This window comes from Psychrobacter glaciei (assembly GCF_014652895.1).
Classification (GTDB): Bacteria; Pseudomonadota; Gammaproteobacteria; order Pseudomonadales; family Moraxellaceae; genus Psychrobacter; species Psychrobacter glaciei.
The window spans coordinates 249,591-271,844 of record NZ_BMZR01000001.1; the positions used below are offsets into that span (position 1 = coordinate 249,591).

Annotated in this window: 33 protein-coding genes; 7 read left to right on the forward strand and 26 right to left on the reverse strand. The window is 44.2% G+C overall.

Features of this window, described 5'->3' with window-relative positions:
- From IE130_RS01120 to IE130_RS01170, 11 genes are all read right to left on the reverse strand, one after another.
- Positions 1 to 198 (reverse strand): TraR/DksA C4-type zinc finger protein, encoded by a 198-nt coding sequence (locus IE130_RS01120; protein WP_189580471.1) that lies wholly within the window; start codon positions 196 to 198, stop codon positions 1 to 3.
- A complete protein-coding gene (locus tag IE130_RS01125; protein WP_189580474.1) occupies positions 199 to 459 on the reverse strand; it encodes a hypothetical protein in 261 nt (86 codons plus the stop codon).
- 215 nt (positions 460 to 674) lie between these two features.
- A complete protein-coding gene (locus IE130_RS01130) occupies positions 675 to 827 on the reverse strand; it encodes a hypothetical protein (protein ID WP_189580477.1) in 153 nt (50 codons plus the stop codon).
- 1 nt (position 828) lies between these two features.
- Positions 829 to 1,068 carry a hypothetical protein gene (locus IE130_RS01135; RefSeq protein ID WP_189580480.1) on the reverse strand — a complete coding sequence of 80 codons (240 nt, stop codon included), beginning with the start codon at positions 1,066 to 1,068 and terminating at the stop codon, positions 829 to 831.
- Positions 1,065 to 1,376 carry a hypothetical protein gene (locus IE130_RS01140; RefSeq protein WP_189580482.1) on the reverse strand — a complete coding sequence of 104 codons (312 nt, stop codon included), beginning with the start codon at positions 1,374 to 1,376 and terminating at the stop codon, positions 1,065 to 1,067. The genes IE130_RS01135 and IE130_RS01140 overlap by 4 nt, the downstream gene beginning before the upstream one ends.
- On the reverse strand, positions 1,376 to 1,561 hold the full coding sequence (locus IE130_RS01145; RefSeq protein WP_189580485.1) for a hypothetical protein: 186 nt from the start codon (positions 1,559 to 1,561) through the stop codon (positions 1,376 to 1,378). Before IE130_RS01145 ends, IE130_RS01140 begins: the two co-directional genes overlap by 1 nt.
- A gap of 11 nt (positions 1,562 to 1,572) precedes the next feature.
- The gene (locus IE130_RS01150; RefSeq protein ID WP_189580488.1) at positions 1,573 to 4,320 is read right to left on the reverse strand and encodes a toprim domain-containing protein; all 2,748 of its coding nucleotides are present in this window, start codon (positions 4,318 to 4,320) and stop codon (positions 1,573 to 1,575) included.
- Between the two features lie 34 nt (positions 4,321 to 4,354).
- On the reverse strand, positions 4,355 to 4,540 hold the full coding sequence (locus tag IE130_RS01155; protein WP_189580491.1) for an ogr/Delta-like zinc finger family protein: 186 nt from the start codon (positions 4,538 to 4,540) through the stop codon (positions 4,355 to 4,357).
- A gap of 11 nt (positions 4,541 to 4,551) precedes the next feature.
- Complete coding sequence (locus tag IE130_RS01160; RefSeq protein ID WP_189580494.1) at positions 4,552 to 4,713, reverse strand: hypothetical protein; 162 nt, start codon at positions 4,711 to 4,713, stop codon at positions 4,552 to 4,554.
- The gene (locus tag IE130_RS01165) at positions 4,706 to 4,984 is read right to left on the reverse strand and encodes a hypothetical protein (RefSeq protein WP_189580497.1); all 279 of its coding nucleotides are present in this window, start codon (positions 4,982 to 4,984) and stop codon (positions 4,706 to 4,708) included. Before IE130_RS01165 ends, IE130_RS01160 begins: the two co-directional genes overlap by 8 nt.
- Before the next feature lie 26 nt (positions 4,985 to 5,010).
- Complete coding sequence (locus IE130_RS01170) at positions 5,011 to 5,217, reverse strand: hypothetical protein (protein ID WP_189580500.1); 207 nt, start codon at positions 5,215 to 5,217, stop codon at positions 5,011 to 5,013.
- A gap of 118 nt (positions 5,218 to 5,335) precedes the next feature.
- Here IE130_RS01170 and IE130_RS01175 point away from each other — a divergent pair, with 118 nt between their 5' ends.
- From IE130_RS01175 to IE130_RS01185, 3 genes are all read left to right on the forward strand, one after another.
- Entirely contained in the window at positions 5,336 to 5,776 is a 441-nt protein-coding gene (locus IE130_RS01175) for a helix-turn-helix domain-containing protein (RefSeq protein WP_189580503.1), read from the forward strand.
- Positions 5,777 to 5,991: 215 nt separating this feature from the next.
- Entirely contained in the window at positions 5,992 to 6,219 is a 228-nt protein-coding gene (locus tag IE130_RS01180; protein ID WP_189580506.1) for a hypothetical protein, read from the forward strand.
- Entirely contained in the window at positions 6,212 to 6,790 is a 579-nt protein-coding gene (locus IE130_RS01185) for a DUF2335 domain-containing protein (protein ID WP_189580508.1), read from the forward strand. Before IE130_RS01180 ends, IE130_RS01185 begins: the two co-directional genes overlap by 8 nt.
- 45 nt (positions 6,791 to 6,835) lie before the next feature.
- Here the strand turns inward: IE130_RS01185 and IE130_RS01190 are convergent, their stop codons facing one another.
- Entirely contained in the window at positions 6,836 to 7,606 is a 771-nt protein-coding gene (locus tag IE130_RS01190; RefSeq protein WP_189580511.1) for a hypothetical protein, read from the reverse strand.
- Between the two features lie 164 nt (positions 7,607 to 7,770).
- Positions 7,771 to 7,956 carry a hypothetical protein gene (locus IE130_RS01195; RefSeq protein ID WP_189580514.1) on the reverse strand — a complete coding sequence of 62 codons (186 nt, stop codon included), beginning with the start codon at positions 7,954 to 7,956 and terminating at the stop codon, positions 7,771 to 7,773.
- 102 nt (positions 7,957 to 8,058) lie between these two features.
- Here IE130_RS01195 and IE130_RS01200 point away from each other — a divergent pair, with 102 nt between their 5' ends.
- From IE130_RS01200 to IE130_RS01215, 4 genes are all read left to right on the forward strand, one after another.
- Positions 8,059 to 8,358: an Arc family DNA-binding protein gene (locus tag IE130_RS01200; RefSeq protein ID WP_189580517.1), complete on the forward strand. Its 300-nt coding sequence runs from the start codon at positions 8,059 to 8,061 to the stop codon at positions 8,356 to 8,358.
- Positions 8,355 to 8,984, forward strand: a complete 630-nt coding sequence (locus IE130_RS01205; RefSeq protein ID WP_189580520.1) for a hypothetical protein — start codon at positions 8,355 to 8,357, stop codon at positions 8,982 to 8,984. Before IE130_RS01200 ends, IE130_RS01205 begins: the two co-directional genes overlap by 4 nt.
- A 365-nt stretch (positions 8,985 to 9,349) precedes the next feature.
- Complete coding sequence (locus IE130_RS01210) at positions 9,350 to 10,240, forward strand: tetratricopeptide repeat protein (protein WP_189580523.1); 891 nt, start codon at positions 9,350 to 9,352, stop codon at positions 10,238 to 10,240.
- Positions 10,241 to 10,687, forward strand: coding sequence for a hypothetical protein (locus tag IE130_RS01215; RefSeq protein WP_189580526.1), 447 nt, complete (start codon positions 10,241 to 10,243; stop codon positions 10,685 to 10,687). It begins immediately after the preceding gene.
- Here the strand turns inward: IE130_RS01215 and IE130_RS01220 are convergent.
- The 13 genes from IE130_RS01220 to IE130_RS01280 form a co-directional block, all read right to left on the reverse strand.
- Positions 10,640 to 11,647 (reverse strand): contractile injection system protein, VgrG/Pvc8 family, encoded by a 1,008-nt coding sequence (locus tag IE130_RS01220; RefSeq protein ID WP_189580529.1) that lies wholly within the window; start codon positions 11,645 to 11,647, stop codon positions 10,640 to 10,642. The genes IE130_RS01215 and IE130_RS01220 overlap by 48 nt on opposite strands.
- Position 11,648: 1 nt before the next feature.
- Positions 11,649 to 12,074: a phage tail protein gene (locus IE130_RS01225; RefSeq protein WP_189580532.1), complete on the reverse strand. Its 426-nt coding sequence runs from the start codon at positions 12,072 to 12,074 to the stop codon at positions 11,649 to 11,651.
- A gap of 8 nt (positions 12,075 to 12,082) precedes the next feature.
- A complete protein-coding gene (locus tag IE130_RS01230; RefSeq protein ID WP_189580534.1) occupies positions 12,083 to 14,578 on the reverse strand; it encodes a phage tail tape measure protein in 2,496 nt (831 codons plus the stop codon).
- A 29-nt stretch (positions 14,579 to 14,607) separates the two neighbouring features.
- On the reverse strand, positions 14,608 to 14,724 hold the full coding sequence (locus tag IE130_RS01235; protein ID WP_189580537.1) for a GpE family phage tail protein: 117 nt from the start codon (positions 14,722 to 14,724) through the stop codon (positions 14,608 to 14,610).
- Positions 14,725 to 14,732: 8 nt separating this feature from the next.
- Positions 14,733 to 15,059 carry a phage tail assembly protein gene (locus tag IE130_RS01240; RefSeq protein WP_189580540.1) on the reverse strand — a complete coding sequence of 109 codons (327 nt, stop codon included), beginning with the start codon at positions 15,057 to 15,059 and terminating at the stop codon, positions 14,733 to 14,735.
- Positions 15,060 to 15,147: 88 nt separating this feature from the next.
- The gene (locus IE130_RS01245) at positions 15,148 to 15,675 is read right to left on the reverse strand and encodes a phage major tail tube protein (RefSeq protein WP_189580543.1); all 528 of its coding nucleotides are present in this window, start codon (positions 15,673 to 15,675) and stop codon (positions 15,148 to 15,150) included.
- A gap of 38 nt (positions 15,676 to 15,713) precedes the next feature.
- Positions 15,714 to 16,313, reverse strand: coding sequence for a phage tail sheath C-terminal domain-containing protein (locus IE130_RS01250; protein WP_189580546.1), 600 nt, complete (start codon positions 16,311 to 16,313; stop codon positions 15,714 to 15,716).
- Positions 16,314 to 16,362: 49 nt separating this feature from the next.
- The gene (locus IE130_RS01255; RefSeq protein WP_189580549.1) at positions 16,363 to 17,538 is read right to left on the reverse strand and encodes a phage tail sheath protein; all 1,176 of its coding nucleotides are present in this window, start codon (positions 17,536 to 17,538) and stop codon (positions 16,363 to 16,365) included.
- A gap of 33 nt (positions 17,539 to 17,571) precedes the next feature.
- Positions 17,572 to 19,788 carry a phage tail-collar fiber domain-containing protein gene (locus tag IE130_RS01260; RefSeq protein ID WP_189580552.1) on the reverse strand — a complete coding sequence of 739 codons (2,217 nt, stop codon included), beginning with the start codon at positions 19,786 to 19,788 and terminating at the stop codon, positions 17,572 to 17,574.
- Between the two features lie 21 nt (positions 19,789 to 19,809).
- Positions 19,810 to 20,340: a phage tail protein I gene (locus IE130_RS01265; protein WP_189580555.1), complete on the reverse strand. Its 531-nt coding sequence runs from the start codon at positions 20,338 to 20,340 to the stop codon at positions 19,810 to 19,812.
- Positions 20,333 to 21,223, reverse strand: coding sequence for a baseplate assembly protein (locus tag IE130_RS01270; protein WP_189580558.1), 891 nt, complete (start codon positions 21,221 to 21,223; stop codon positions 20,333 to 20,335). Before IE130_RS01270 ends, IE130_RS01265 begins: the two co-directional genes overlap by 8 nt.
- Positions 21,220 to 21,609 carry a GPW/gp25 family protein gene (locus IE130_RS01275; protein ID WP_189580561.1) on the reverse strand — a complete coding sequence of 130 codons (390 nt, stop codon included), beginning with the start codon at positions 21,607 to 21,609 and terminating at the stop codon, positions 21,220 to 21,222. The genes IE130_RS01270 and IE130_RS01275 overlap by 4 nt, the downstream gene beginning before the upstream one ends.
- Positions 21,602 to 22,210 carry a phage baseplate assembly protein V gene (locus IE130_RS01280; protein ID WP_189580564.1) on the reverse strand — a complete coding sequence of 203 codons (609 nt, stop codon included), beginning with the start codon at positions 22,208 to 22,210 and terminating at the stop codon, positions 21,602 to 21,604. Before IE130_RS01280 ends, IE130_RS01275 begins: the two co-directional genes overlap by 8 nt.
- Between the last annotated feature and the right edge of the window lie 44 nt (positions 22,211 to 22,254).

A 22,254-nucleotide genomic window follows, 5' to 3' on the forward strand; every position in this document is an offset into this window, starting at 1 on the left:
CTACCTCCGACGCTCGATAATATTTTGGCAATCAATGCAGTGAGTGACGCCGCCAAGCGCACGGCGTCGCTCGGGGATGTCTTCACCACATTCCATGCATTCTAACAATGATGGACTGTCAAAGCGTGCAGCTTTGGCTAGGTTACGTTCAAGTTCTTCTTGCGCTTGGTCATTTGCGCGGTCGATAATGTCGCTCATTTAAAATTCCTTTAATTTTTTGATTAGTTGTTCGTCAGTCATTGCTAGCATTTCTTCAATTCTGATGTTATCGATGAAGAACCCACCGCCTGAATCGTCATTTGCTGCATTTCGATTAAGCCACACGAGACCGTCTGCTACCCAAAGCATCATTTTCAAAGGCTTTAGTCTTTCGTTTAGCGGTTCTAATGTTTTTCTCATGCCATTCATTGCTTTAAATAAATTTGATTTGTGATCATCGAATGTTAAGTTGGTGCTCATTTCTATCCATCCTTATTTCTTTGGTTTTCTTGGAAGTGGCATAGGTGTTCTATTCGGATTAGGCTTTCTTATGCCCATGCAGTTATGCTCTTCTAAGTATTTGGCTCTACTTCTCGTGTAGTCCACAATCATAAAAAGCGTGGCACAACCTACAACAAAACCAAGTAGGAAAAACAAAAAGAAAACCGTATCTATTGGAATATCAAAACTATAAGTCATTTCTTTTTACCTCTTGATTTGGTTTTACGGTTATTTTTGGGGTTATGCGGGATATACATTTGACCTTTAAAATGGGTTGGATCAAACCATTTGTTTGCTGCGGCTGCATAAGCATGGGCTAGTTGTTTTAGATGATTGTCGCCTGGCATGTCATTCTCCAATCTGGATTTCAGTGAGTGATTCAAATTTACGTTCTTGGTAGACTTCGACCTCACAGCGCATTTCAATCTTGTCTTTGTTGATTCTGTAATGCTTGCCTTGATAAAGCTCTCGCTGCTTGTGCGTTGGGTGCATTGAGCAATCGATCATCTGACCACTCACAGTGTCGAAGGTCAGCCAATGCAAAGGACTTTCACGGTTGTAAGGGAATAGGGCGCGGATTATGTTCATGACTTAAACATCATAATCTTGGCAGACTCGCTTAATATCCTTTTGACTTCCACTTTTGCGAGGTTGGCTATCGCTTCAAGTTGTTCTATTTCGCCATCGCTGGGCTTACAGTCGCTTTTGAACATTTGCAGCGTTTTATCAGCGCTTTTTTGTAATGTCTTATCGATAGCATCTTGATTTACCAAGTCGTTAATCGTGGTCGTCATTATCATTATTCGAAAGGTTTCCATTACTTTGCTAGACTCTTGAGCCTTTCTTATCTCTTCGGCATTTTGCGCGGCTAACTTCATTAGATTTTGGATGTTCATTATTTTGATTCCTTATAATTTCTTGATAATTCAAAGCGAACATCAATCATCACCACTACTTCAAAGACTTCTTCACATTCTGGACATTCTTCATCCCATGTCTTGAAGTCATGGATGCCTTCGTCACTCCAGTGTTCGGTGCTAATGCCGTGTTTGCAATGTGGACAGACAAATAATCTACTCATATCATTTCCTTTTAAGTTAAGCTTAGGTTTTTAGGCATTTCGAACACCCAACAGCGTATCGAGCGCCCAATCAATTTGGATGCCACAGTTTTGTTTGCTGCTAAGAATTTGTATTGACGTGATTGACGTAGCGCGTGATGCATATCGGCTTGTGGCGGTAAGTCATAGCGGTACTCGTTCGCTAACTGATAAATCTCTGGCATACTGATAGCCAATAGGTTCGGGTCTTTGCTGTGATTGATATGCAAACGGCGGATATGATGCTTTGCGCCTTCGACCTCATTTGGTGATGCATTCAGTCTCTCGAGTACATCAAAGAATTGGATGTTGAGTGGATGCTCGGTATCAAGGGTCTGATCGCGCTCAGTCGCCATGTTGAATACTTCTTGCTTGACTGCGCCATCCAGTCGCACTAAATCAGGCAATGCCAGTTTCATCGCGTCAAACATGGCCAGTATCTGGGCGTGACAGTGCGCGACACGAAAGGCTTTGATACCGCTGTCTTTTAACCAGTTTTCATGAGTCATTTTGGTATCAAAAAAGGTTTGCAATATCTTGTCTTCCATCTTGAGGACATCGACTAAAAAATGACTGACATCTTCTGTCTGTAGCGCCTCGATGCGACGTGCTGCTGCTTCCGAATCTCGGGTCTGATTGTCGAGTGCAAAGAATAGATGGCAGATACGGCTTAGTACTGCTTTGGACGCCACTACGGGCAAATTCTGACTGATGACGATCGTGCCGCGAAATGGTGGCTCGTAAACCTCATTGCCTGCGGACTTGACGCCGCGTGTGCCAATCGTGCCGCCGTCATAAAGGTTTTTTAATTCGTCCCAATTAAATTGACTGTTACGTCCTACCCCTGCACCGTCACGGTCAGATTCGATAAACACGCTGGGCATATTGGAGGTTTGTGACAGCGAGCGTAGGCGACCCGCCTTGGTGGTTTTGTTTGGGTCAATCCCTTCATAGCTGTCACGCCCTATCAAGCGCCAAAAAAAGCTAAGTAAGGTTGATTTTCCGGTACCAGGTTCTCCGACTATTTCTAGGAAAGGGAAGGACTTTTGACGGTCGCGTATTTGCTGGGCAAACAGGCTGCCCATGAAGCCGACCAGACTGATGATGCCTTGCACACCCCAGCCAGATATGATGTCTGCTAACCAGTTTGCTGGGTCTTTGGGACGGTCGCCTATCTTGATATTAGGACTGGCCGCCAGTGTCTTAAGGCTTTTATTGTTCGGTAAATCAAAGTAGTCATCGGCATTGAGCGCGTAGCTCTGACCGTGACGGATGGCTACATCATTAAAAATATAGGTCTGGTGATCCTTGCTATAACCAATAAAATCGATGGTCTCGACAGTTTTGATGCCGTTGATCATGCGTCCTAACATAATATCGAGCTGCTTTGAATTGCCTTGATAGATGACGCCCGGTGCGACTGACAGCAGGCGCTTCTTGAACTCACCCGCTGCAGAGAGCTGACTACCCGTAAAGGTGTTCTTTGTGTCGGCTTTTGGCGTACGAATACGAAAGAAATACCATGACTCATCGGTGACAATATTGGACTGATAGTAAAGCGCTTGCGGCTGACAGTTCATGATTTGAGTGACGGTCATGCAGGACTGCATCAAGTCATCATGCCAAAGCTGCAGCGCTTCTTTTAGCTCTTCTTCAGTATTGAATAGATCCTCTGTCGGTTCGCTGACTGCATCCATTTGCTTGGCTTTATCAAAGCTTTCACTGTCTACTTTTACCCAGTAGGTGCAGCTATTAAAGAACATATAAAAGCTAGTAGTGCCATACTGGTTATAAGTCAGCAATGCCTTATCTTTTGCGGTGTGGGCAATCAGTAGCTCACCATAGAATCGATAGCGCTCAAAGTCAGCATTGGTAAGTTTGCCAAGCTTGTGCAAGTCGTTCCAATCAGGGCCTCCGCTGTACTCGCTCGACTGCGCGGCAGTAGCCTCCCAGCCATCTTGACGGGCACGAGCGACTAACTTATCTGTTTGTTCTTGGCCTGCTTTGTCATTGTCTAAAGCAAAGATTAGCTTTGGGTAAGGCTTACCCAGTTCGTCCAGTCGAGCTTTTATCTGGTCTAACGTAGTCTTTGGGTAGTTGCCAGCGGTAATATTGCTGATAGCGTGTTTACCGTTTTCGGTCAGTGCCATCGCGTCAAAAATGCCTTCATTAATCCAAACTTCCTTTACATATGACCAGACGCCATGCTGCAAATGCAGCTTGGGCGGTAGCCAAGCGAGTCCTTTGAATTTAAAGCCTGTTTGAACGCGTGCTTTTTTGATGTTGGTAGCAGGTTCGATCAGTCGTTCCCAGTAACCGGCTGTCTGACCTTCGCTTGTGATATTGAAACGGACGCTGGGGCAAGTAAAGTCGGAATAGAAGTCTTTGAATACTTCTTGGGTATAGCTACCTTGCCATTTGACAATATCAAAGCCGCGTCCCGACTGAAGGTAAGCATCAGCGGTGGCATTTGGATTGCTAGGCGTTGGTGGATTCTTCTTGGTCCAATTGGCAAATATATCAGGATAGATATCACGAGTTGAGGCTTGATAGTTGCATTTATTGGCACGGCCACATTGGATCGTCCACGGGGCGTCTGCGCCTGTGAATAGCTCTTTTTTATTACACGATGGGCAGCGGCCATAACGCAAAAACTGCTTATCGCTGGAAAATTTAAGACCGTAGTCTTGTACGAGGCGAGTGATTAGCTCGTTACGGGTGTCGTCTTGCATGGGTTGCATAATATTGCTCATCTGGTTTGGTGGACTGGTCTGGTTAAGCGGTTGCTGGGCTGTCTGTCTCTGCAATGGGTAGTACTACTGATCTTATAAACTCTTGCTGGGTCACAAAGACATGACCGCATTGCTTGTTTTTACAGCAATGTACAATGTCGCGTAAGTATTCGGTAATGACGTAAGTACGTTGTACACGAGTCATAGAATTGCAGGTGGGACAGCGCATAGAGACCTCTTTTAGTGTTTGATGATGAGTTGTAAATCGGTGTCAGTTTCTGCCAGCGCCTGTCTCAACGCCCACGCGACAAACTCATCGACGCTCATCCCACGGGACGATGCTCTGCTTTCAAGCAATCGCTGTTCCTCTGGGGTTGGATGGATATAGACATCTTTAGGCATGGCTTGCGACTCCTGCGGTACTGGTCGGTGCTTGCGTCATCGCCCAAAAGTGCGTCAAAGGCATCTCGACTGTGTTTTGTGATGGCAGTATCATGGCAATAGGTTGTTCACGAAATATCAGGTCATGGATTTTGCTCATGGCCAACTGTCTGACTAGGGTAGCCAGCTCAACGCCTGACTTTTCAGCGTGAGCAGTCAGGATGGCGTGGTCATAATGGTCGACACTGACTTTGATAGCGTTATCGCGTAGTTTTTTGGTGTTAGGGTTCATGGTTTGGTTTCCTTCTGGGTTTGGTTTTATTGTTGCTTAGACTGCTCTAGCTGCAGACCTGCTTGGTAGCGACGGCATGCGACAAAACTCATGGAACGATGATCACGTTTGGCTGCTTGCATCAGCTCTTTATGCTCGCTCGGCGTTAGCCTGAGTTGTACAGATTTGCGCTTACCGCTTTTTAGGTGAGGCAACTCTCCCTTAGGCGTTGCTTGTAATGTGGTTTCAGTCATTTGGTGGTATCCTATAGGCAATCAAAAGCGTGTTAACTTGGTACGGTTTAATAATACATTCATATGAACGTATTTGCAATCATATTATGAAGTCAAATGAAAATATAGGGGGTGGGCTATGGAGTCAGTTGAAGTAGGGAAGCGCTTAGAAGCAGAGCGTCAGCGTTTGGGATTAATGGCAGTTGAAGTCTATGAAGACGAAACTATCAAGATTGCCCAGACAACATATAAGAACTATGAGACGGGTAAGCGCGACATGCCATCTTCACTGCTGATTAAGCTGTGGAATATTGGGTTTGATGTGATGTACGTTTTGACTGGTCAGCGTTTGGAAGATATAGCTCTTGATGTTAAATCACACAAAGATGTGCCGTATTATCATCAGAGATTGATTAATCTGCCTGATATTCTTGATTTAGACAGTCCTTCGGATACATTGCTGAATGCGATGTATCATGCAGAAGAAGCACTGGTACAAGCTGGGGCAAGTGCCAATGAAGACTATGATTATAAGACGCTTGCGACATTAGGGCTGGGTTTGATGAATACAGTCAAATGAGGTTATTGAAAAAGAACATAGGCTAGAAATTTTAGAATTATTATGTTTACATACATATCTTGATAGATTCGTAATATAGCAATGTGCTACACTTTGACTATAAATGATCTTCATTTCTGAAAGATTGTTTATATAACATATAGTTAAAAAGCAAAGTATTGTCTCCGAGCGAGTCAATACTTAAAAGCATTTGTATATGTAGAAAAGGAACAATCATGAAAACTTATATCGAAAATAACCGGAATATTATGCGTAAACAGCATAATAAGGATTCGTTTGGTATAAAAGATGGCGTAGCTGGAAGTTGGGCTACCCCCAACTATTTAACAGTACAATCTAGAGAGTATGTGCCTGGTAGTAAGCAACACCTCGAAAATGTAGCTCGTCAGCTAAGTCGCTCAGTTGAAGCATATAAGAGAGAGCTGGAAGACTCCTATGGATAGAGAGTCAAAAAATACAGAGCAAGCTGATGCTGTCGCCGAATGTAATGAAAACAATCAACCTGACTATTCTCTCGATAGTCAGGTTGAAGCGTCTTTTAGTGATGAAAGTCTAGATGCTTTAACTCAAGCTTCTATGCAGAATTCCATTCAAAATGCTCAGTTCAATATTAACAACCCCATTATGCCTGCAAAAGAAATGGCAATGCTTGAAGAAGCTCACCCCGGCGCTATAGATAGAATACTAGCTATGGGAGAAAGAGAGCAAAGCTTCACTCATAAAATGGTTGAATCACAGCACCTTGAACACATTAAGAGTAATGAAAGAAATATTGATATCAGTAAGGAGCAAACTTTTTTCAACCAGGCAAAACTCTATATTGTTTCAATTTTTATACTTTTACTTATAATTGTTTCTTTTTACTTGTTTCTTAAGGGCTTTGTTCTGGGGGGGATAGCACTAGCCTTTGTCATGCTAGTTTTAGCTTGTATATTTATATTAGGATATTTTCCTAGCAGTATATTTGAGGCACTGTTTAAAAATAAATCCCGTGCTGATCTTCCTGAAGAATAACAAAAAAACCAGTCACTAGGACTGGTTTTTACTGCTGTCGAATTATTAGAATGCATTGTCCGACATATCGTTTTTACTGTGTATTAAGTCTAAAAGGTCGCTACTGGTCATACCAATACGGGCAATAGGATCTGCGACATGCAGCGTTTCTGCCATATCGATGATGACAGCACGTAGAGACTGGATGGTATCTCGATCTATGGTTTGTTGCTCATAAAGCTTCAATGCTTTATTTTTCCAAGCTTTGGCGTCTGTTTCCCATTTGCTAGATGTATCTGCTGACTCAATAAAGGTCATTTGGGATAACTCAAGCGCGAGATCGTCTGTCTCAAGGTTTTCTGCCAAGCTTGTTTTACGTTGTGCCAATAGCTCTGATTTGATATCTTCAAAGCCATTACGGTTAGTTAGATTATTAACATCTACAGGAGTACCGGTATAGTGCAATCTTATGCCGTCAAAAGTTTTGCCATCTATCTCAGATGTAAAAAGGGTTTCTACTGTGTCAACCGCGTTAGGTTGTTTGAGCCCTTGTAAGGCATCTACTATATCGTCTCTTGAATGACTTACTTTACAGTGGATATGTATTAGACTTTGCACTTGTTTTATATCAAGTGTTCTAATATTCGTGACACTAAGAGAATGGTCAGTTTCGACACCTTGATGTTTTTCTCTTTGCAGTGCATAAAAAATCAAAGCAACCATGCTCTCCATAAAAGTTGTTGCATTCTTTTTTAGCGTGCGACTAGAGGCATGGTCAGTTTTGTTAAGCACTACCATTCTTTTTTCAACATCTTTAGTTGTGTTATAATCTGACATACTAATTAACTCCATGAGTTATTTGGTTAAAGGAATTGACTTTAGTTAGGTTGATTTCATTAGTGTTAAAGGCAGACCGATTACTTTGGCGAGTGCGGTTTGCCTTTTTTATGCGCTGACATAATTGCAAGTGACGATATAGCAGCTGTTGACTGCGGATATAATCATTGATTTTCTGAGTGGTGTTGGGTCTTTTTTTTATCTTCGACATTTTCTTGCTCCTTCCTTAATACATGGATTAATTGACTAACAACCGTTCTATGTTCCTTCTTAGCTTGAGCTTTTAAAAAAAGGATAAGGTCGCTAGGTATTCGTACATTAAGTTGTTTTCTTTCAATATCGTCGGTCATTCCATTTATTCCTTTGTTAGCATTTTGCTATCATAGCATTGTGCTAACATTGAAAGCAATGTAAATTGTTAGCATAATGCTAATAATTCCAGCGAGGTTTATATGAGCAATATTCAATTCAACTTACGTGTACCGCAAGAGCTTAAAGATAGAATAGAAGAAGCTGCCAAAAGAAGTGGTCGTTCTATTAATGCAGAAGCGGCATATAGACTAGAAAGGGGTTTGTTACCTCCCTCTCCTTTTCCGCCAGGATATGTTCCAGGTCATGATAGTAGTATCCGCATTAAGTTTGATGATGCATTTTTTGAAGATACAGGGCTTACAAAAGTTGAGGTTAGTCAGTATATTAGTGAGGTTATAAAAAGAGATTTAAAAAATATTCGCAATAATGAGGACGAATGATGTTTTTCATCAGAAAAGGATTGTTGATAGGACTTGTAACATTTGGATTGGTTGGCTGTAGTGATCCTGAGCCTCAAGTGATCGATATGAACGAGGTTGCTGCAGAAGCTGGACTGTCAGAAGATGAATATGTTATCCATGAAAACGGGGCAATTGAAATTAAAGCGTCTGAAGAAGCGATACAGACAGAAGATAAAGTCTCATGGTATCAAGATGACTTGAGCGAGCCCGTTGAAAATGTCGGCATGCTCGATGCTGAAGCTATTTTGGCAAGTGCTGGGTTAGAACCTGATGAGATAGAAGAGTCTGTTGACCCTGAAGGAGAACCAAAAAAACTTTACATCATCACTGACGAAACGCCTTTGTCTGCTTGGTTCTCTCACAGCCCAAACAACATTGCTTTGAACTGGTATCAGTATTCAGATGAGCCTAAAACTACTGAGTACAGCCAACAAAGCCTAAAAGATGTCTATAAATTGGCCAGAGCAATGGCAGGTCGTGAGGGTGCTGATGCGGTTATGTACTTATCAAATGGTGGCAAGTATCGTAGTAAGCCAGTGGGCGGATATCCAGCCACCGGGCAATGTAATGACGGAATTTGCTTTATTCATATAAATATAAGCTAAATCTATACTTACTCTTAACTCTTATTTCATAAGGTCTGAAAGACTTTTATGAATATAGAATTTGATTAAAAATGAAAAATCAATATTGATCTTTCGCTTTTTGTATGCTTAGTTGCTTGCCCAAAGTGTAGCAAGGTGGTACTATTTACATCAATGTAATTAGCTAATATTTTTACATTATGTAGTGAGCTAGTACTTTCTACACATCGTTACGCAATCAAATTAGATATTCACAACAAACATTTCCTTTTACATACTATTTAAATATTTATTTTGCAAGTGTCCTTTAGGACGTTTTTTTGTATCTTATTTATCTAAAGCACTAGCTAATACTATATAAAATAGATAAAAAATGAAGGTAAATTATGGCATCACGTGAGTTACAGACTAATGCAGATAGAGTCAATGATATCGCTGATAATTTGGTTAACAAATACCTCAATTCAGGATACATGGGTCTAATCGACTCAGAGCATTTTTACATTCGTTCTGCTAAAAAAAATATTGAACGTCTGATTGGTAAAATAGATACTTCTGAAGATGCTATCTTATATAGCTCTGCCATGGGTATGGTATATGCTGCTCAAGGTAGATTCTCTCAAGCAAAAGTTGAGTATAATAAGGTGATAAAGTTGGTTCCTAAGTTTGGGGATCACTTTTCAAATTATAATACGGTCTTGATGGGAGCTGGTGACTTTGGAGTAGCAAAAGCCGATCTAGAAGAGTATTTCTCTAATGGTGGAAACGATTTTGAGCTATTGCTAAATCTTTTTTCTTCATCTTGCTGGGACTTGGATTTCGCAAGTTTTGAAAAGCATTATGAAAGTGTGCGAGGTAAGGACGTTTTGATCCCTAGCGTCAAAGGTGCTCTTGAATTTCATTATCAACGTATTGATCAATGGGATAGTTTACGAGATGATTTGTCTTCTATTGGTATTAGTATAAGTCTGTATTCAGAGTTTTATAAGTTATTGAATGTTTTTCATGATAAGCATCTTTACGGCGCTTTGATTATTCGCTTTGAAATTGATAATGATGAAGATCAATGTCTAGTTGTGGATGTATATTCTCATATTTCCAACAGTGAGGCATTGAAGCTTACTAGTGAATTCGAAAGCTACATGGTCAAATATGCAATAGCTAATAATAAGCGCGAGTTACTAAGTAAATTTTTACTGTTTTTCAAAGATATAAGTACTCGTCATGAGGAAGATTCTTCCTATATCTATTTAAGTTCAGATAGTTTGGGAGGTTAAATGCCAGTTAGTATAGATGATATCTATAAACAAAAAAGTCAAATAGAAGCAAATAGCTTTATACCTAAAGAAGCATATAACAGGCTGCTTATTAGCCGTGGTTATTATGCTTCTTTTTCTTATGCTTGTGAAATAGTCGACAATAAAAAGAATGGCATCAATCTGATCAGGAAGGATAAGTATAAATCCTATGGTTCACATGAGTGCTATTATGAAAGCCTTATGCAATGTAATTATGATAAATTAACAGAAGTAGGTGCTAAACTCAAAAGATACCATCATCTTAGAAAGATAGCTGACTATAAGTTGAAAAAGCATGTTACTGATGCAGACCTAGATCGTGCAAATCAGTATTTAGAAGAATGTAAAGAATTAATGGATTCTTTTGTACAGAGTAAATTAAATTCCAGCCTCACACTTAATGCCAGTACTATAGCCACTCCCTGACAGATCATGTGTCACCTCAATGACTATCCACTGATGATCATCAATGTATGGTCTGAAACCTCGCACCGTCGCAGGGCTATCAGCAATAATGTCAGGACGTGCTACTGCTAACGTCAAATCAAAGCTTGCCACTTGGCGGGCTTTTTTGTTGTCGCTCGCTTTTGCTTTGGTCACTGCTTCCTTTTTTGACTTAGCTGGTTTGGTAAGTACATGAGCCTTGTCATTGGGTAGGCTGTCCAGTGGTTTGGATTTACCATCTTTGACACTAATATGCTTGGTCTTGCCTGACGACTCATCATGATAGCTCGCCGTCGTCTCATCATAGTCGCTGGTACGATCTGCGCGACTATAGCGATGGCTGTCACCAGACTGACGGGTGATATTGACTTGACCTAATGCCACCCCTGATGGTGCTTGTGAATTACCAATGGGCTTGATAATCAGCCGTCCCGCCTTGATCGTACACATCAAGTCATGGTCGTCACAAAGCCTGGTCAATAGATTGATATCGCTCTCACGATGCTGGTCGATATGATCAATCATCATTGCTGCTACCGCGGCATCAATGGCCAATACTAAATCATGCCGCTTGGCGACTGTCTGCGCTATCTCGCCAAGCTTGTGCTGATGATAGCTGTCACTGCGCTTTACCTTCAATGATGACTTGAAATCGGCTGACTTGGCACGAATCTGCAACTGGTCAGGCGTACCGCTGTGCTCAGGTTGGTCAATCGTAAATGTGCCTTTGTCTATCATGTCGCCAGTATCTGGCATCGCAAGCCAAAGGCGTATCTCATTGCCCTTGGTTGGGAAGGGGAGCGCGGCATCATGATCAGATAATGTGATGGACAGCTCATCTGCTTCAGTGCCACGCTTGTCTGTCATTGAGAGGCTAATCAAGCGCTGCTCAACTTGCATCGTGCGATCGATGCCTTCTATCGTGAGTTTGAATAATGCCATGTTATGCACCTGTCCTATCTTGATCTAAAATAGCTACCTGCTCACGCTCGCTGTCATCTGCCAGCTTTAGCGATAGACTAAAGCCAATCTTGCGAGCGCTCCCATCTTCTAATAAGTGCGTTTGCGTCTCGCTAATATCGGTGATATAACACATGCCGTAATAGTAGCCATTGCCATTCATCAGTGCGTAGGTCTTACCCGTTGACGCCATGTCTCGCAACTCATCTAATGAGGCGATACCTTTGGTAATCTCTGGATAAAGCGTGCCAGACAGCGATATGTCATCATTACCCTGACCGATATACTGCATATGTGGTCTGGTACCGACAGCGTTGCCAGTACCAAAACGATAACCGGACTTGCGTGATAACTCATCAAATGCGGCGGCGGTCGTTTCAAAAACGAATAATCCAAGGCTTGCTAACATATGTAATCCTAATCGATGTCAGATAGACGGCTACGTTGACGCGCCATTTGATTGCGCTGCTCACCAGCCAATACGCGCTGGACTTCCCGTGCTACGGCTTGCGGATCGGTCGCGCCATTGATATGGAAGTGAAAGGTATTACCGCCAGAAGCCATACTGCTTGAATTCATTCCTGCATTAGCACGTTGTGGCAAGATGGACTTACGGCTGTCGATACTGATGGGTGCGTAATCATTGATTTGACCAGCGATAGATCTGGTTGCGCTAACGGGAATACCTGCATTGGATAATATGCCACGGCCTAAGCCTTGCATCATATATCCACCATAGCTATCAAAGACACGGCTAGGGCTGTGAATGTCCATCCCTTTCGAGCCAGTAAATGCGCCCTTGATACGACCGACGACACTGCTGATTGAACTAATAACCGCTTGCGCCCTGCCTAAAATGCCGTTTTTTAGACCTTCTAGCATCATTGAGCCAAACTCACGGAAGCGTGCACCAAGCCCAGATAGATACGGCCAGACTGCAGTAAATGCTTGGATAAATAAACCAACTGGGGTGAAATTCATGATGAATGATTTAAGCGCTTGAATACCCATATTAAATATGGCTTTGATACGTTCCCACAGTGCCGCAAACATCGGGCCAAGCGTGTCCCAGTTTTTATAAATGGCGAAAGCCAGCACTGCCAATGCCAGACATAATGCCAAAATTGGATTGGCCATTAACGTGAGCGTCAATGCTTTGACAGCGCCACCAATCATGCCGAACGCCTTGGCTAATAATCCCAAAGGTGTCAGTGTCGTCGGCAATCCCATTGTGATCAGTGATGCCCGTAGTAGTGCCATAGGGCCTAAAATCGTGAGCATGATGGCACCAAGGCCGCCAATGACGACTGCACCAATGGCTAAGGTTGCAAACAATGTCCCTAGTACTGACATTAGCTGTGGATGAGCATTGGCAAACACGGTCATACGTTGAGTCATTGCGGTAATAGACTGAATGAACTCTCGTAGCGCACCACCATTGGCATCAAAGATAGAGGTTCTAAAGGCATCAATGGCTGATGTCATCGCTTTGAAGTCACCGACAGTATTGTCGCCCATCGTTTTTGACAATGCAGACGCTTCACCTTGGGCGTTTTGCAAGTCTGTAATCAATGTTTGCAACTTACCATTACCAGCTTCAGCGACTAAAACAGCTAAAGCGCCACCAGCTTCCTCTCCAGCAATGCTTTTAAATAGTTCTGATTGTTCTGCATTGCCTAGATTTTTGGTCTTATCGTGAATCTCTTTTAATATGTCGGGCATCTCTCTTAGGTTGCCATTTGCATCAGCAGTCTTGATACCTAATCTTTCAAAAGCTTCTATCGTTTTTTTCGGCCCTGATGCCATTCTTGACATAATGGCTCGCATAGCAGTACCAGCCATGCTAGCTTGAATACCTGCATCGCCTAACTTACCAGCCATTGCTGCTGATTGCTCTAGTGATACACCTAGTAGCGCAGCGCCTGGTGCTGCATATTTCATGGTCTCGCCAAGCATCTCAATATTAGTGTTAGAGCGGGTAAAAGTACCTGCTAATACATCACCAAGATTGCTCATCTTAGAAGGATCGATCTTCATGCCTGACAAGATATTTGACGCGATATCAGCTGTTCGGTCTAACTCCATCCCACCTGCTAAAGCAAGATCAAGCATCCCCGGCATAGCAGCTTTAACAGATTCAGGAGTAAAACCAGCCATCGCTAAGAACGTCTGCCCAGCCGCAGCATCGGCTGATGTAAAGCTGGTAGACGCTCCTAGCTCTTTAGCTTGTGCAACAAGCGCTTGATATTGAGGGCTGTTTTTGTCCAAACGAGTTACCGCCTGAACTTTACTGAGGTTCTGTTCTAATTCAATACCCGGTTGGATAAATCGTGCGCCGGCATAAGTCGCTGCTGCACCGCCAGCGGCTAAGCCAATAGCATTACCTCGCATACTGCTCATATTTTGCGACTGCTGTTGCAAGCGCCGCACTTCATCCATCCGCCGCCGTTGCTCAGCCAACTGCTGATTGGTGCGCTCGATCTGCCTTGCAAGCTCACGCTCATGATCAGCAAGGTTATTGGTGCTGATACCTGCGCCATCTAAGCGACCTCTGAGCTGCTGCAAATGCTGCCGTTGACTATCCAAGCGAGTATTAAGGCGCTGAGACTCACGACCTGCTGCCTCGAACTGACGTACCAACGCTGCGCTAGGATTGGCCGTATCACGCATTTGCTGCTCTAACTGCTGCAAACGGTTACGGCTCTTGACTGCTGCTTCTGAGGTGTCCGCTAGTGCTTGTTTCTGCTGACGGAAACTATTGATTAGCCCTTGTTGAGATTGGAGCTTGCGAGCGGCTTGCGCTGTTTCTCCAAACTGACGACCCAAGCGGTCTGCCTGACTCGCGATTGAGCGCATGGGGGCAGTCATGCGGTCGATAAGTTCTATCTGTGCTTTGAAGCTTAGGTCTGCCATGTTTCACTCATCACGTCAGTAGGTGGATATCAGTCATCAGGGCTATTACGGACCCGCGCTCGTTCGCGCCAATCAGCAAGCTCTTCGACAGTCATGTGATACATCGACTCTGGTGTCCAGCCGAACACCAAAGCGATATCTGCCATACAGTCTTCTACGCGATTGGGGTAGCTTCGGTTTCGGCTTGCGACTGAAACTTTGCTTTGGTAAAAAAACCCGCAATGGTCAGTCCTATATCCATCAGGTCAGAGGCGTCCATTTGTTTGACTTCGTGCTCATGAATGACAGGGTTACTGATTCGAGGTAGGACAACGGCGATAGAATCGACCTTGGCCATGCTGATATCGATGAGCGACTGGCCACGCAAGTCGCCACCCATCGGACGACGCAAGGTAAATTCTTTAATTTCTTTTTGCTTGTCGCCAGTACCACGGATGATAGGGTAGTCTAGCTCGATAGTCGGCATCTCGTTATTGCTCATGGTGTATCCTTAATAAGTCGTTTCAGTCGGTGTTTTAATCAAATAGGGGTCTGGTCTGGCCACTCAATTTGACTTGATATATCAATGATTAGAACGTCGTGAATAGTCCAATTGCTTCACGAATCTCTTTCATGCGGTCTTCACCATTGACGATACATTTCATCGCCATCGCGTCAATCTCGATGATGTCTTCACCGTCTACGACTAGCTTGTAATAAGCCAACGCATACTTGAATGACTCTTCTGTATCGTCACCCAGCTTGGCTGAACCGGGGTCGATCTCTTCTAAGCGGCCACGGCAATAGATATCCACTGCGGACACGCTGCAATCATCATCACGCTGATAAGCACCTGAATAAGATAGAACGACGGCATCAATACCTGCACGCGCAAAGTCACGGTACAAGTCAGCCTCATGACCACCGCATTTGATGGTCATCTCCATGGCTTCTTGACCTAAATCGACCTTGACCGGCATATCCATGCCACCAGCGCGATACTCTTCTAACACACGTGTGAGCTTGGGCAGCTCAATCTCTGGGATCTGCCCTTGGTAGCGCTTTTGATTGCCAAGACCTTTGTAGGCCATAAAGTTCTTTAGTTTACGAGGTAACATAAGGTTTCCTTTTTAGTAATAGTGTCGTCAGGTGGCTATTAAGCCGCTGCTGCTACCAAGTCGGCGAAGTTGACCAGGTACGTGTCAGTGATCGTCTGACCAAGGTTAAGATTCTCTAAGTTAGGCACTGGCGTAAAGTCATAATCTAAATAGAGCTTGCCTTGCATCAGCAAAGTTTCACTATTTAGCTCGTTGTTGTACCAACACTTTGCACCGATTAAATAACCGAAGTTAATCATCTCTTGCAGCTTGGCATTGATGGCACGAATGATGTCGCGCACGGTCGTTGGTGATAGCGGTTGATCGATGAACTGAAAACAGCCATTGATGATGGTATCTAGCAAAAACTGCGAGGTACGCACGACCGGCTCAAACATATATTCAGGATTGTCAGAGCAGGTATGACTGCCCCAAAAGCGAAAACCTTGATGCTGAATGACGCTGGTCACATCATGCGAGTTTATAAAACCCACCTCGGTATCCGGGTCTTCTAGATCCCATGTGCGTGGGTAGGTGATACCACTGACGCTATCGATAGCCACGTTGGACAGTGACTTGACGAAGCTGTATTGATGGGTTTTGTCTAAGTGGGCGCGTAGAGCGGCTGCCACTGCAATGATTGGGGTTACTTGGGTCATGGTTTTGTCCTTTTACTTAAATTAAAAAATAATAGCTTCGATAGAAATCTTACACCCCGCCCGCGTCACGACCACGTCCGCACGATAAAATCTCAACATCGCCACCGAACATCGCCTCGACGAGATCGATTCCCACGCCACTTGATGTTGCAAATTCAAGTGTCGTCTCTTTACCTTCCACCATTTCGACACCAAAATTGCTACCCCAACCGGCGACCTTATTAAGTGAATTGCAATAAAACTCATAAGCCCTTGAGTTAATTTCGGCATTTAATATTTGCTTTTCGCTTGTAATAGGGGTAGTCGCATCAATCTGATCATAAACATCGGAATACAGCAATAGGTCTTCTCCACCTACATATCTTATTATTGGTAAATTTAAAGTAACTGATTCTCCCGGCTCTACTTCTAGACTTACGGGCAGTTTCGGTTCTACCAAAAGCTTTTTGACGTAATCTTTGTACTCTGGATTGGCAGTTATAGCTTCTAAGTCAATAGGATAGTATTCAACAACCTGCCACACACCCCCATTAATTCTATATCTAGCATGAGCGCCATTTGCTATATTTGGACTAGGCTCTGAGCCATATAAATTTATGTCAGCGTTAGTAGGAGTGCAAAAAAATAAAGGTGGACCATCCCCGTCACCGCTGCCCGAACCATCAGACGGGTTCGAATTTCCCGGCGCACCAAAGCCACCTTCAATCAGCATCAGCTCACGAGCAGCGAACGTGTCACGATACGCGACAATATCTTCTTTAACGGTGATCAAAGTGCCGTCTTCAGCTCGCGGTGATGCATATACAAAGGCGCGACGCCTCTTGGCAATTTCCACTAGCTTACGTGTCATCGCTGGTGTATCAATCTCAGGTGCAATGAGGATCTTTGGCGTTACACCAAGGCTGGTCTGGCAGCTAAGCAATAAATCGACCGTGTCGACATCGACCGGCTCTGATAAGCGCAAGACAACCACATTAGTATTCTGAATGGCTTTAATAGTGCGTAAACATTGATGCAATAGCTGGTCATCGCTGCCGCTCTTCTCGACATCAGTGGTCGTAATGCCCGTTAGCAATACAGGGGTATCAAGCGGATATGCCGTGTCGTCAGCGTCATCGCTCACGCTGACGAGCGCAATCGTGCTCATACTGACTGACTTGATAATGGGCGTGATGTTACTGGTCTCAGTAGCAGTGATTCCGTGATGGTAAGTGGTTAATGCCATGATGTAGATCCTTACATGAATAAAACGGTTAAATTAGCGGCCTTTAGTAATGCCACCAGATAGGTTGTTGATAGTGACGTTGCCTTGTTTGATATATCCTGCGAGACCACCGGTGGCTGGTGGTATGTACCACGACGTATTACTAGAAGTGGTTTGTGTAGCCTCACCTGAACCTGAATATTGATAAATCTTGTCAAACGTGCCTGATTGGCCAGACTCACCAAGACTGCCTCCATTACCGCCCTGCGAAAGAGTAGGGTCGTCAGCCTCAGGATATATACTGCTTTGAGTTGAATGATAAGATGCTGGGTTTATTGCTAAGTTCGCACCGCCTAAACCAGCACTATTTAGACCAGCATCTTGAGACATTTTTAGCACCACAGAGCCACCTGCAGGCATCTCACCAGTCCAACCTGACACACGGTAATCTCTAAAACTACCCGTTGCTTGAGATAAGCTTGTCGGCTTTATTTCTACGAATATATATCGTTCTTCATTCGCGCTAGGAGCGTGATAACTTGCATCATAATAGTAGTCACCATCCGATCCGGGCCAATTTGCAAAAGCTTGATCAACAGCTTGATTTAAAATTTTATAAAACTTACCGTCATTTGGTAGCGGTAGCTTCTGACCTGTAAAAGCCTCATCTGCTAAGTACATGCTGTAAGTAGATTCGTTTGGTGAGCGTTTGCCATATGGCGCACCGCCACCTGTACCACCTCCGCCGACAACAAAGTTAAAACTGCCTGCAGTTTCATAAGCGCCTAGACCGCCACCGCCACCACCACCACCTGCAACAAGATTGAAGTTTTCGACAACGATAGCTCGAGCTAATGACTTAATAGCATTGCCACCATTACCACCAGCCACTGGCGGTCTCGTAGTAGATTGCGAAGGATTACCCGTTGTGCGACTGTAAGCACTACGCCCACCGTCACCACCACGACCCAAAATACGACCACGGTTTTCGATAATTGGATCGTTCGCACCAGTTGGCCAATTAACGCCTTCCGTGATGGCAGGGGTGGCAGTGTTTGGCGCGATGATATCGACACCAGCGTCCACGATAAAACGTACCGTATCAGTAGCAGCAGGATAGCTGCCAGACTGGGCTTTGTAATACTCAGCTAGATCAATACCCTCACTGGTAGACTGACTAATATGCAATACCGTTTCGTTATGGCCAGCGTCATTTACTGGCACATTGATAGATAGGTTCGCTGGTGCGCCTACGGTTAGACGCACATGTTTCTGTGGCTCTGCTTCGTTATCGTCAGATGTGGTCGTAAAGTTAATAACTGCTTGGCCATTATTTAGAATGACTGTCCCGCTGTCTGTCTTATCTGGACTGGTGATATCGTTACTGGCGCTATTTAGAGTGCCTTCTTTAACCGTCCAGTTGAGAATTTGACCGTCAGGCAAGTTGTTGGCGGTAATAGTAAAACGGACAGCATCGCCTTCGTTGATTGAGGTTTTGTTGGCAACTACATTCCAGACGGTTTCGACCACAGTTGAAGGGTCATAACGTTCAAATATGTGAGTCGTTCTTAGTGGATAGACATTGGGACGCTGGGCATTAGCAAGATTCGTCATGCCTTTTTGACCCAATACAATGCCAATATCGCTGATATAAGTATCATCAGGATCCGTTGCTACTATGCTTTGACCCTCAATACGGCGCCACTGTGTGTCTGTCCCTAGCAATTCATCAAATAAAGGCTTCGGATTGACGGCTGTGTGAGTATGGTATAAATAACCATAAGGTATTAACGTCCGCAGTAAGAACTGAAAGCGCTCATTCACCCAATCGCGGGTAGCAGTAACGACATTGCCGTCCATCTCAATCACAACAGTAGCGAGGTTGTCCGCAGTAATCGTAAATACCAGCTCCATGTCACCGCCAGCACCTTCGGTAAGCGTTGGGCGATAGCCACCGTGGAAGTTGCCCACGTAGACAAGCTTACCGCTGCTATCAGTGATACCGACTTCGTGTAAATTCCAACCGCCCACGTTGGACGGTACAACGGCAGATACTTCAGCAGTTGTATCGTTGATAACCTTGATAGATGCGACTGGCAATTTTGCCGTTTGATGAACAAGATTTGTTTCATTCAACCTTGACTCAGGTAGATAAGGCTGACCGTTGGCATCACCTAACACCACATGCGTCAATGCAAGCTGTGAACCAGCTTGTGCATTGGCAATAAAGGATTTGCCGTGGTCAGTGAGTAATACATAATAATTAGCCATTGTTGTTACCTAAATAGTTACCTAAGCGTTTGGTGTTGAGATATAAGTAGTATTACCAGTGCGGGTAGCACCAGCGACAAAAAACTGAACCGTATTGACCACGCTTGCATCAATAGAGAACTGATCACGCGCTGATTTGACACTATCTAGTGCTGTATAAATCTCTTGTTGCTGTTGGACGCTAATACGGCCGCTGGTTATCTTTACGGTAAAAGAATAAGGTGTGCCCTTTGGATAAAGTTCGTGCCAAGCCAACAAATTATGACCTAATCCAATATTTTCCATTGCCTGAGTCAACGTGCTTTTAGTACCGCGCTGGGCGTTAAATGCTCGTGCGCCTTTGATAACGTCGCGCTGCTTGGACTCAGACCATTGACCATCCCAGTACTCAACACGACGTGACCAGGCAAGCCAAGGTAAAAATGACACTGGACAGGTATTGGCATCAATCAAACGGGCAAAAGTAACAGACAGTGCGTCAATACGCTGCGTCTGCTCATCTAAAGCCTTTTCAAGCTTGGTGCTGTTCGGTGGCAACAAGGGGCTAAACATCACGATATTCCACAGCACTGATAATCACATCTGTACAATTGGCATATTTGCCATCTGGCAAACTAATATCATGTATCGGTTGTAGGAGGCTGACACGCTGGACACCAGGCTGATGCAATGCGTGGTATAAACCTGACAAAGTAACGTCATAGCCTAAATAGCGCACCTGCTCGATATAATCAGCAAGCGCCGCGCGGGCTGCATTAATAACAACATCTTTATCGGGTCCTGGATAAAGCGTCAGCTCCGCTTGTACCATCCAAACTTCTGGCTGACCCGCAGCGATACGGACATTATCAGTAAAGGGGCGACGCTCATCAGTATCAACTGCCAGTCTTACCTTCTCGCGAAGGGCATCACTAGCGATAGCATCGCTATGGCTTTGCACATAAACAGTCACACGACCAGGGGAGGCTGTAACGACACTGGCATCACGAACATCACCGTCTGCAGACAGAGCCCAAAACAAATAAGCGCCTTTGCTACCAGCAGAAGCCCGCTCAGGCTCTAACTGGACGCGACGACGTAATGCTGTGTCGGATTCCATGACATCAGGGATAGGCGGTACAGAATCAGGATTGCCAGCTTTAACTAATAAGCGAGTGATGCCGACGCCAGCTGCCAGATGATCAAGCGTGGTATCAGCGGCATAAGCAATTAACATTGATTTGGCAGTTTGGTTAATGTGGTTCGTCTTTGACATCGAACGATAAGCAAGTATTTCTAACAACTTAGTAAGGGGTTCGCTCTCAAGTGTGAGGGCGTCGGCAAGCTGTGGATCCTTGGCGATCAGTTCGGCTTTAAGTGCTGCAAGCTCTGTTTCATAGTCTAGGGGCGTCAATATGCTTGGGGCTGGAAGCCCAGAGAGATCAATACGACTCATAGAGCACCGCCTAATGACAGATAAGTACGTTCGATTTTTTTGCTAATCACATAACGATATTCAATCATCAGACTAGCGATGCCTTGTGCGGCACTGGCATCAGTGACCAGCTCAATGCGAGTGGGCGTGACACGAGTCTCCCAGCGCATTAATGCATGGATGACGGATGCACGAAGCTGCATAATAAAATAGGCATTGATAGGAGAATCAATCAAGAATGGCAGCAATGAGCCGTAATCTCGACGCATGACACGACTACCTATTGGGGTCATCAATATATCGCGGACGCTTTGTAAGATATGGTTTGTCTGGTCAATGTGCTGACCGGTACTGCGTGACATGCCTTTCACATTAATCACAGTGACACCGTTATCTTGATTAAGCATTGACGCCTCCAGTACTGCTACCGCCTGACTTAACGCCATTATGGTTATGCTCTAAATAAGGCTGACCGTTAATAGTCAAGGTTCCTTTTTGATTGTTGGTTTGACTATTTAAGGAATAAGACTGGCAACCAACAGAATAGGTGCTGCAATTGACATTAAAATTAGTACAATCAAAAGCAACATCGCGAGCAGATATTTGCACGCTGCTGGAAACAAGGCTAGTAACTGAATCATCAGGTAAAGTAACTCCTAAGTTATGCGTAGCATGATTGTAGATAAAGCTCGCACCATCATTACAATGAATCTCAAAGGTATCAGCATTGGCAGATGGCATCGGCTGATCGTCATAATCAAATGAGGTGGTCACAAGACCAGTCGACAATTCACCCGTCTCGCTAATGACTAATACTTGCTCACCAATAGAAGGCGGGTTCCAAATTTTGACTTTGCCAATACGAGCGCTGGTGAATTTCAGCCAGTCGGTCTCTAACCCATCTATCTGCACACGGCAACGAGCAGCGGCATGGTCAACTTGTGTGACAATGCCGCGATTGATGATGCTTTGGAGCCTGCGCTCGTTTTCGATAGGAGATGTATTCATGACGTTATCGTCACTCATAACGGCTATTAGAGGCAAAAGCAAAG

What these genes read in the sequence shown, in the direction of transcription:
- IE130_RS01120 (WP_189580471.1), bottom strand. Translation starts at nt 198, where the DNA reads ATGAGCGACATTATCGACCGCGCAAATGACCAAGCGCAAGAAGAACTT.
- IE130_RS01125 (WP_189580474.1), bottom strand. Translation starts at nt 459, where the DNA reads ATGAGCACCAACTTAACATTCGATGATCACAAATCAAATTTATTTAAA.
- IE130_RS01130 (WP_189580477.1), bottom strand. Translation starts at nt 827, where the DNA reads ATGCCAGGCGACAATCATCTAAAACAACTAGCCCATGCTTATGCAGCC.
- IE130_RS01135 (WP_189580480.1), bottom strand. Translation starts at nt 1,068, where the DNA reads ATGAACATAATCCGCGCCCTATTCCCTTACAACCGTGAAAGTCCTTTG.
- IE130_RS01140 (WP_189580482.1), bottom strand. Translation starts at nt 1,376, where the DNA reads ATGAACATCCAAAATCTAATGAAGTTAGCCGCGCAAAATGCCGAAGAG.
- IE130_RS01145 (WP_189580485.1), bottom strand. Translation starts at nt 1,561, where the DNA reads ATGAGTAGATTATTTGTCTGTCCACATTGCAAACACGGCATTAGCACC.
- IE130_RS01150 (WP_189580488.1), bottom strand. Translation starts at nt 4,320, where the DNA reads ATGCAACCCATGCAAGACGACACCCGTAACGAGCTAATCACTCGCCTC.
- IE130_RS01155 (WP_189580491.1), bottom strand. Translation starts at nt 4,540, where the DNA reads ATGCGCTGTCCCACCTGCAATTCTATGACTCGTGTACAACGTACTTAC.
- IE130_RS01160 (WP_189580494.1), bottom strand. Translation starts at nt 4,713, where the DNA reads ATGCCTAAAGATGTCTATATCCATCCAACCCCAGAGGAACAGCGATTG.
- IE130_RS01165 (WP_189580497.1), bottom strand. Translation starts at nt 4,984, where the DNA reads ATGAACCCTAACACCAAAAAACTACGCGATAACGCTATCAAAGTCAGT.
- IE130_RS01170 (WP_189580500.1), bottom strand. Translation starts at nt 5,217, where the DNA reads ATGACTGAAACCACATTACAAGCAACGCCTAAGGGAGAGTTGCCTCAC.
- IE130_RS01175 (WP_189580503.1), top strand. Translation starts at nt 5,336, where the DNA reads ATGGAGTCAGTTGAAGTAGGGAAGCGCTTAGAAGCAGAGCGTCAGCGT.
- IE130_RS01180 (WP_189580506.1), top strand. Translation starts at nt 5,992, where the DNA reads ATGAAAACTTATATCGAAAATAACCGGAATATTATGCGTAAACAGCAT.
- IE130_RS01185 (WP_189580508.1), top strand. Translation starts at nt 6,212, where the DNA reads ATGGATAGAGAGTCAAAAAATACAGAGCAAGCTGATGCTGTCGCCGAA.
- IE130_RS01190 (WP_189580511.1), bottom strand. Translation starts at nt 7,606, where the DNA reads ATGTCAGATTATAACACAACTAAAGATGTTGAAAAAAGAATGGTAGTG.
- IE130_RS01195 (WP_189580514.1), bottom strand. Translation starts at nt 7,956, where the DNA reads ATGACCGACGATATTGAAAGAAAACAACTTAATGTACGAATACCTAGC.
- IE130_RS01200 (WP_189580517.1), top strand. Translation starts at nt 8,059, where the DNA reads ATGAGCAATATTCAATTCAACTTACGTGTACCGCAAGAGCTTAAAGAT.
- IE130_RS01205 (WP_189580520.1), top strand. Translation starts at nt 8,355, where the DNA reads ATGATGTTTTTCATCAGAAAAGGATTGTTGATAGGACTTGTAACATTT.
- IE130_RS01210 (WP_189580523.1), top strand. Translation starts at nt 9,350, where the DNA reads ATGGCATCACGTGAGTTACAGACTAATGCAGATAGAGTCAATGATATC.
- IE130_RS01215 (WP_189580526.1), top strand. Translation starts at nt 10,241, where the DNA reads ATGCCAGTTAGTATAGATGATATCTATAAACAAAAAAGTCAAATAGAA.
- IE130_RS01220 (WP_189580529.1), bottom strand. Translation starts at nt 11,647, where the DNA reads ATGGCATTATTCAAACTCACGATAGAAGGCATCGATCGCACGATGCAA.
- IE130_RS01225 (WP_189580532.1), bottom strand. Translation starts at nt 12,074, where the DNA reads ATGTTAGCAAGCCTTGGATTATTCGTTTTTGAAACGACCGCCGCCGCA.
- IE130_RS01230 (WP_189580534.1), bottom strand. Translation starts at nt 14,578, where the DNA reads ATGGCAGACCTAAGCTTCAAAGCACAGATAGAACTTATCGACCGCATG.
- IE130_RS01235 (WP_189580537.1), bottom strand. Translation starts at nt 14,724, where the DNA reads ATGGCAGATATCGCTTTGGTGTTCGGCTGGACACCAGAGTCGATGTAT.
- IE130_RS01240 (WP_189580540.1), bottom strand. Translation starts at nt 15,059, where the DNA reads ATGAGCAATAACGAGATGCCGACTATCGAGCTAGACTACCCTATCATC.
- IE130_RS01245 (WP_189580543.1), bottom strand. Translation starts at nt 15,675, where the DNA reads ATGTTACCTCGTAAACTAAAGAACTTTATGGCCTACAAAGGTCTTGGC.
- IE130_RS01250 (WP_189580546.1), bottom strand. Translation starts at nt 16,313, where the DNA reads ATGACCCAAGTAACCCCAATCATTGCAGTGGCAGCCGCTCTACGCGCC.
- IE130_RS01255 (WP_189580549.1), bottom strand. Translation starts at nt 17,538, where the DNA reads ATGGCATTAACCACTTACCATCACGGAATCACTGCTACTGAGACCAGT.
- IE130_RS01260 (WP_189580552.1), bottom strand. Translation starts at nt 19,788, where the DNA reads ATGGCTAATTATTATGTATTACTCACTGACCACGGCAAATCCTTTATT.
- IE130_RS01265 (WP_189580555.1), bottom strand. Translation starts at nt 20,340, where the DNA reads ATGTTTAGCCCCTTGTTGCCACCGAACAGCACCAAGCTTGAAAAGGCT.
- IE130_RS01270 (WP_189580558.1), bottom strand. Translation starts at nt 21,223, where the DNA reads ATGAGTCGTATTGATCTCTCTGGGCTTCCAGCCCCAAGCATATTGACG.
- IE130_RS01275 (WP_189580561.1), bottom strand. Translation starts at nt 21,609, where the DNA reads ATGCTTAATCAAGATAACGGTGTCACTGTGATTAATGTGAAAGGCATG.
- IE130_RS01280 (WP_189580564.1), bottom strand. Translation starts at nt 22,210, where the DNA reads ATGAATACATCTCCTATCGAAAACGAGCGCAGGCTCCAAAGCATCATC.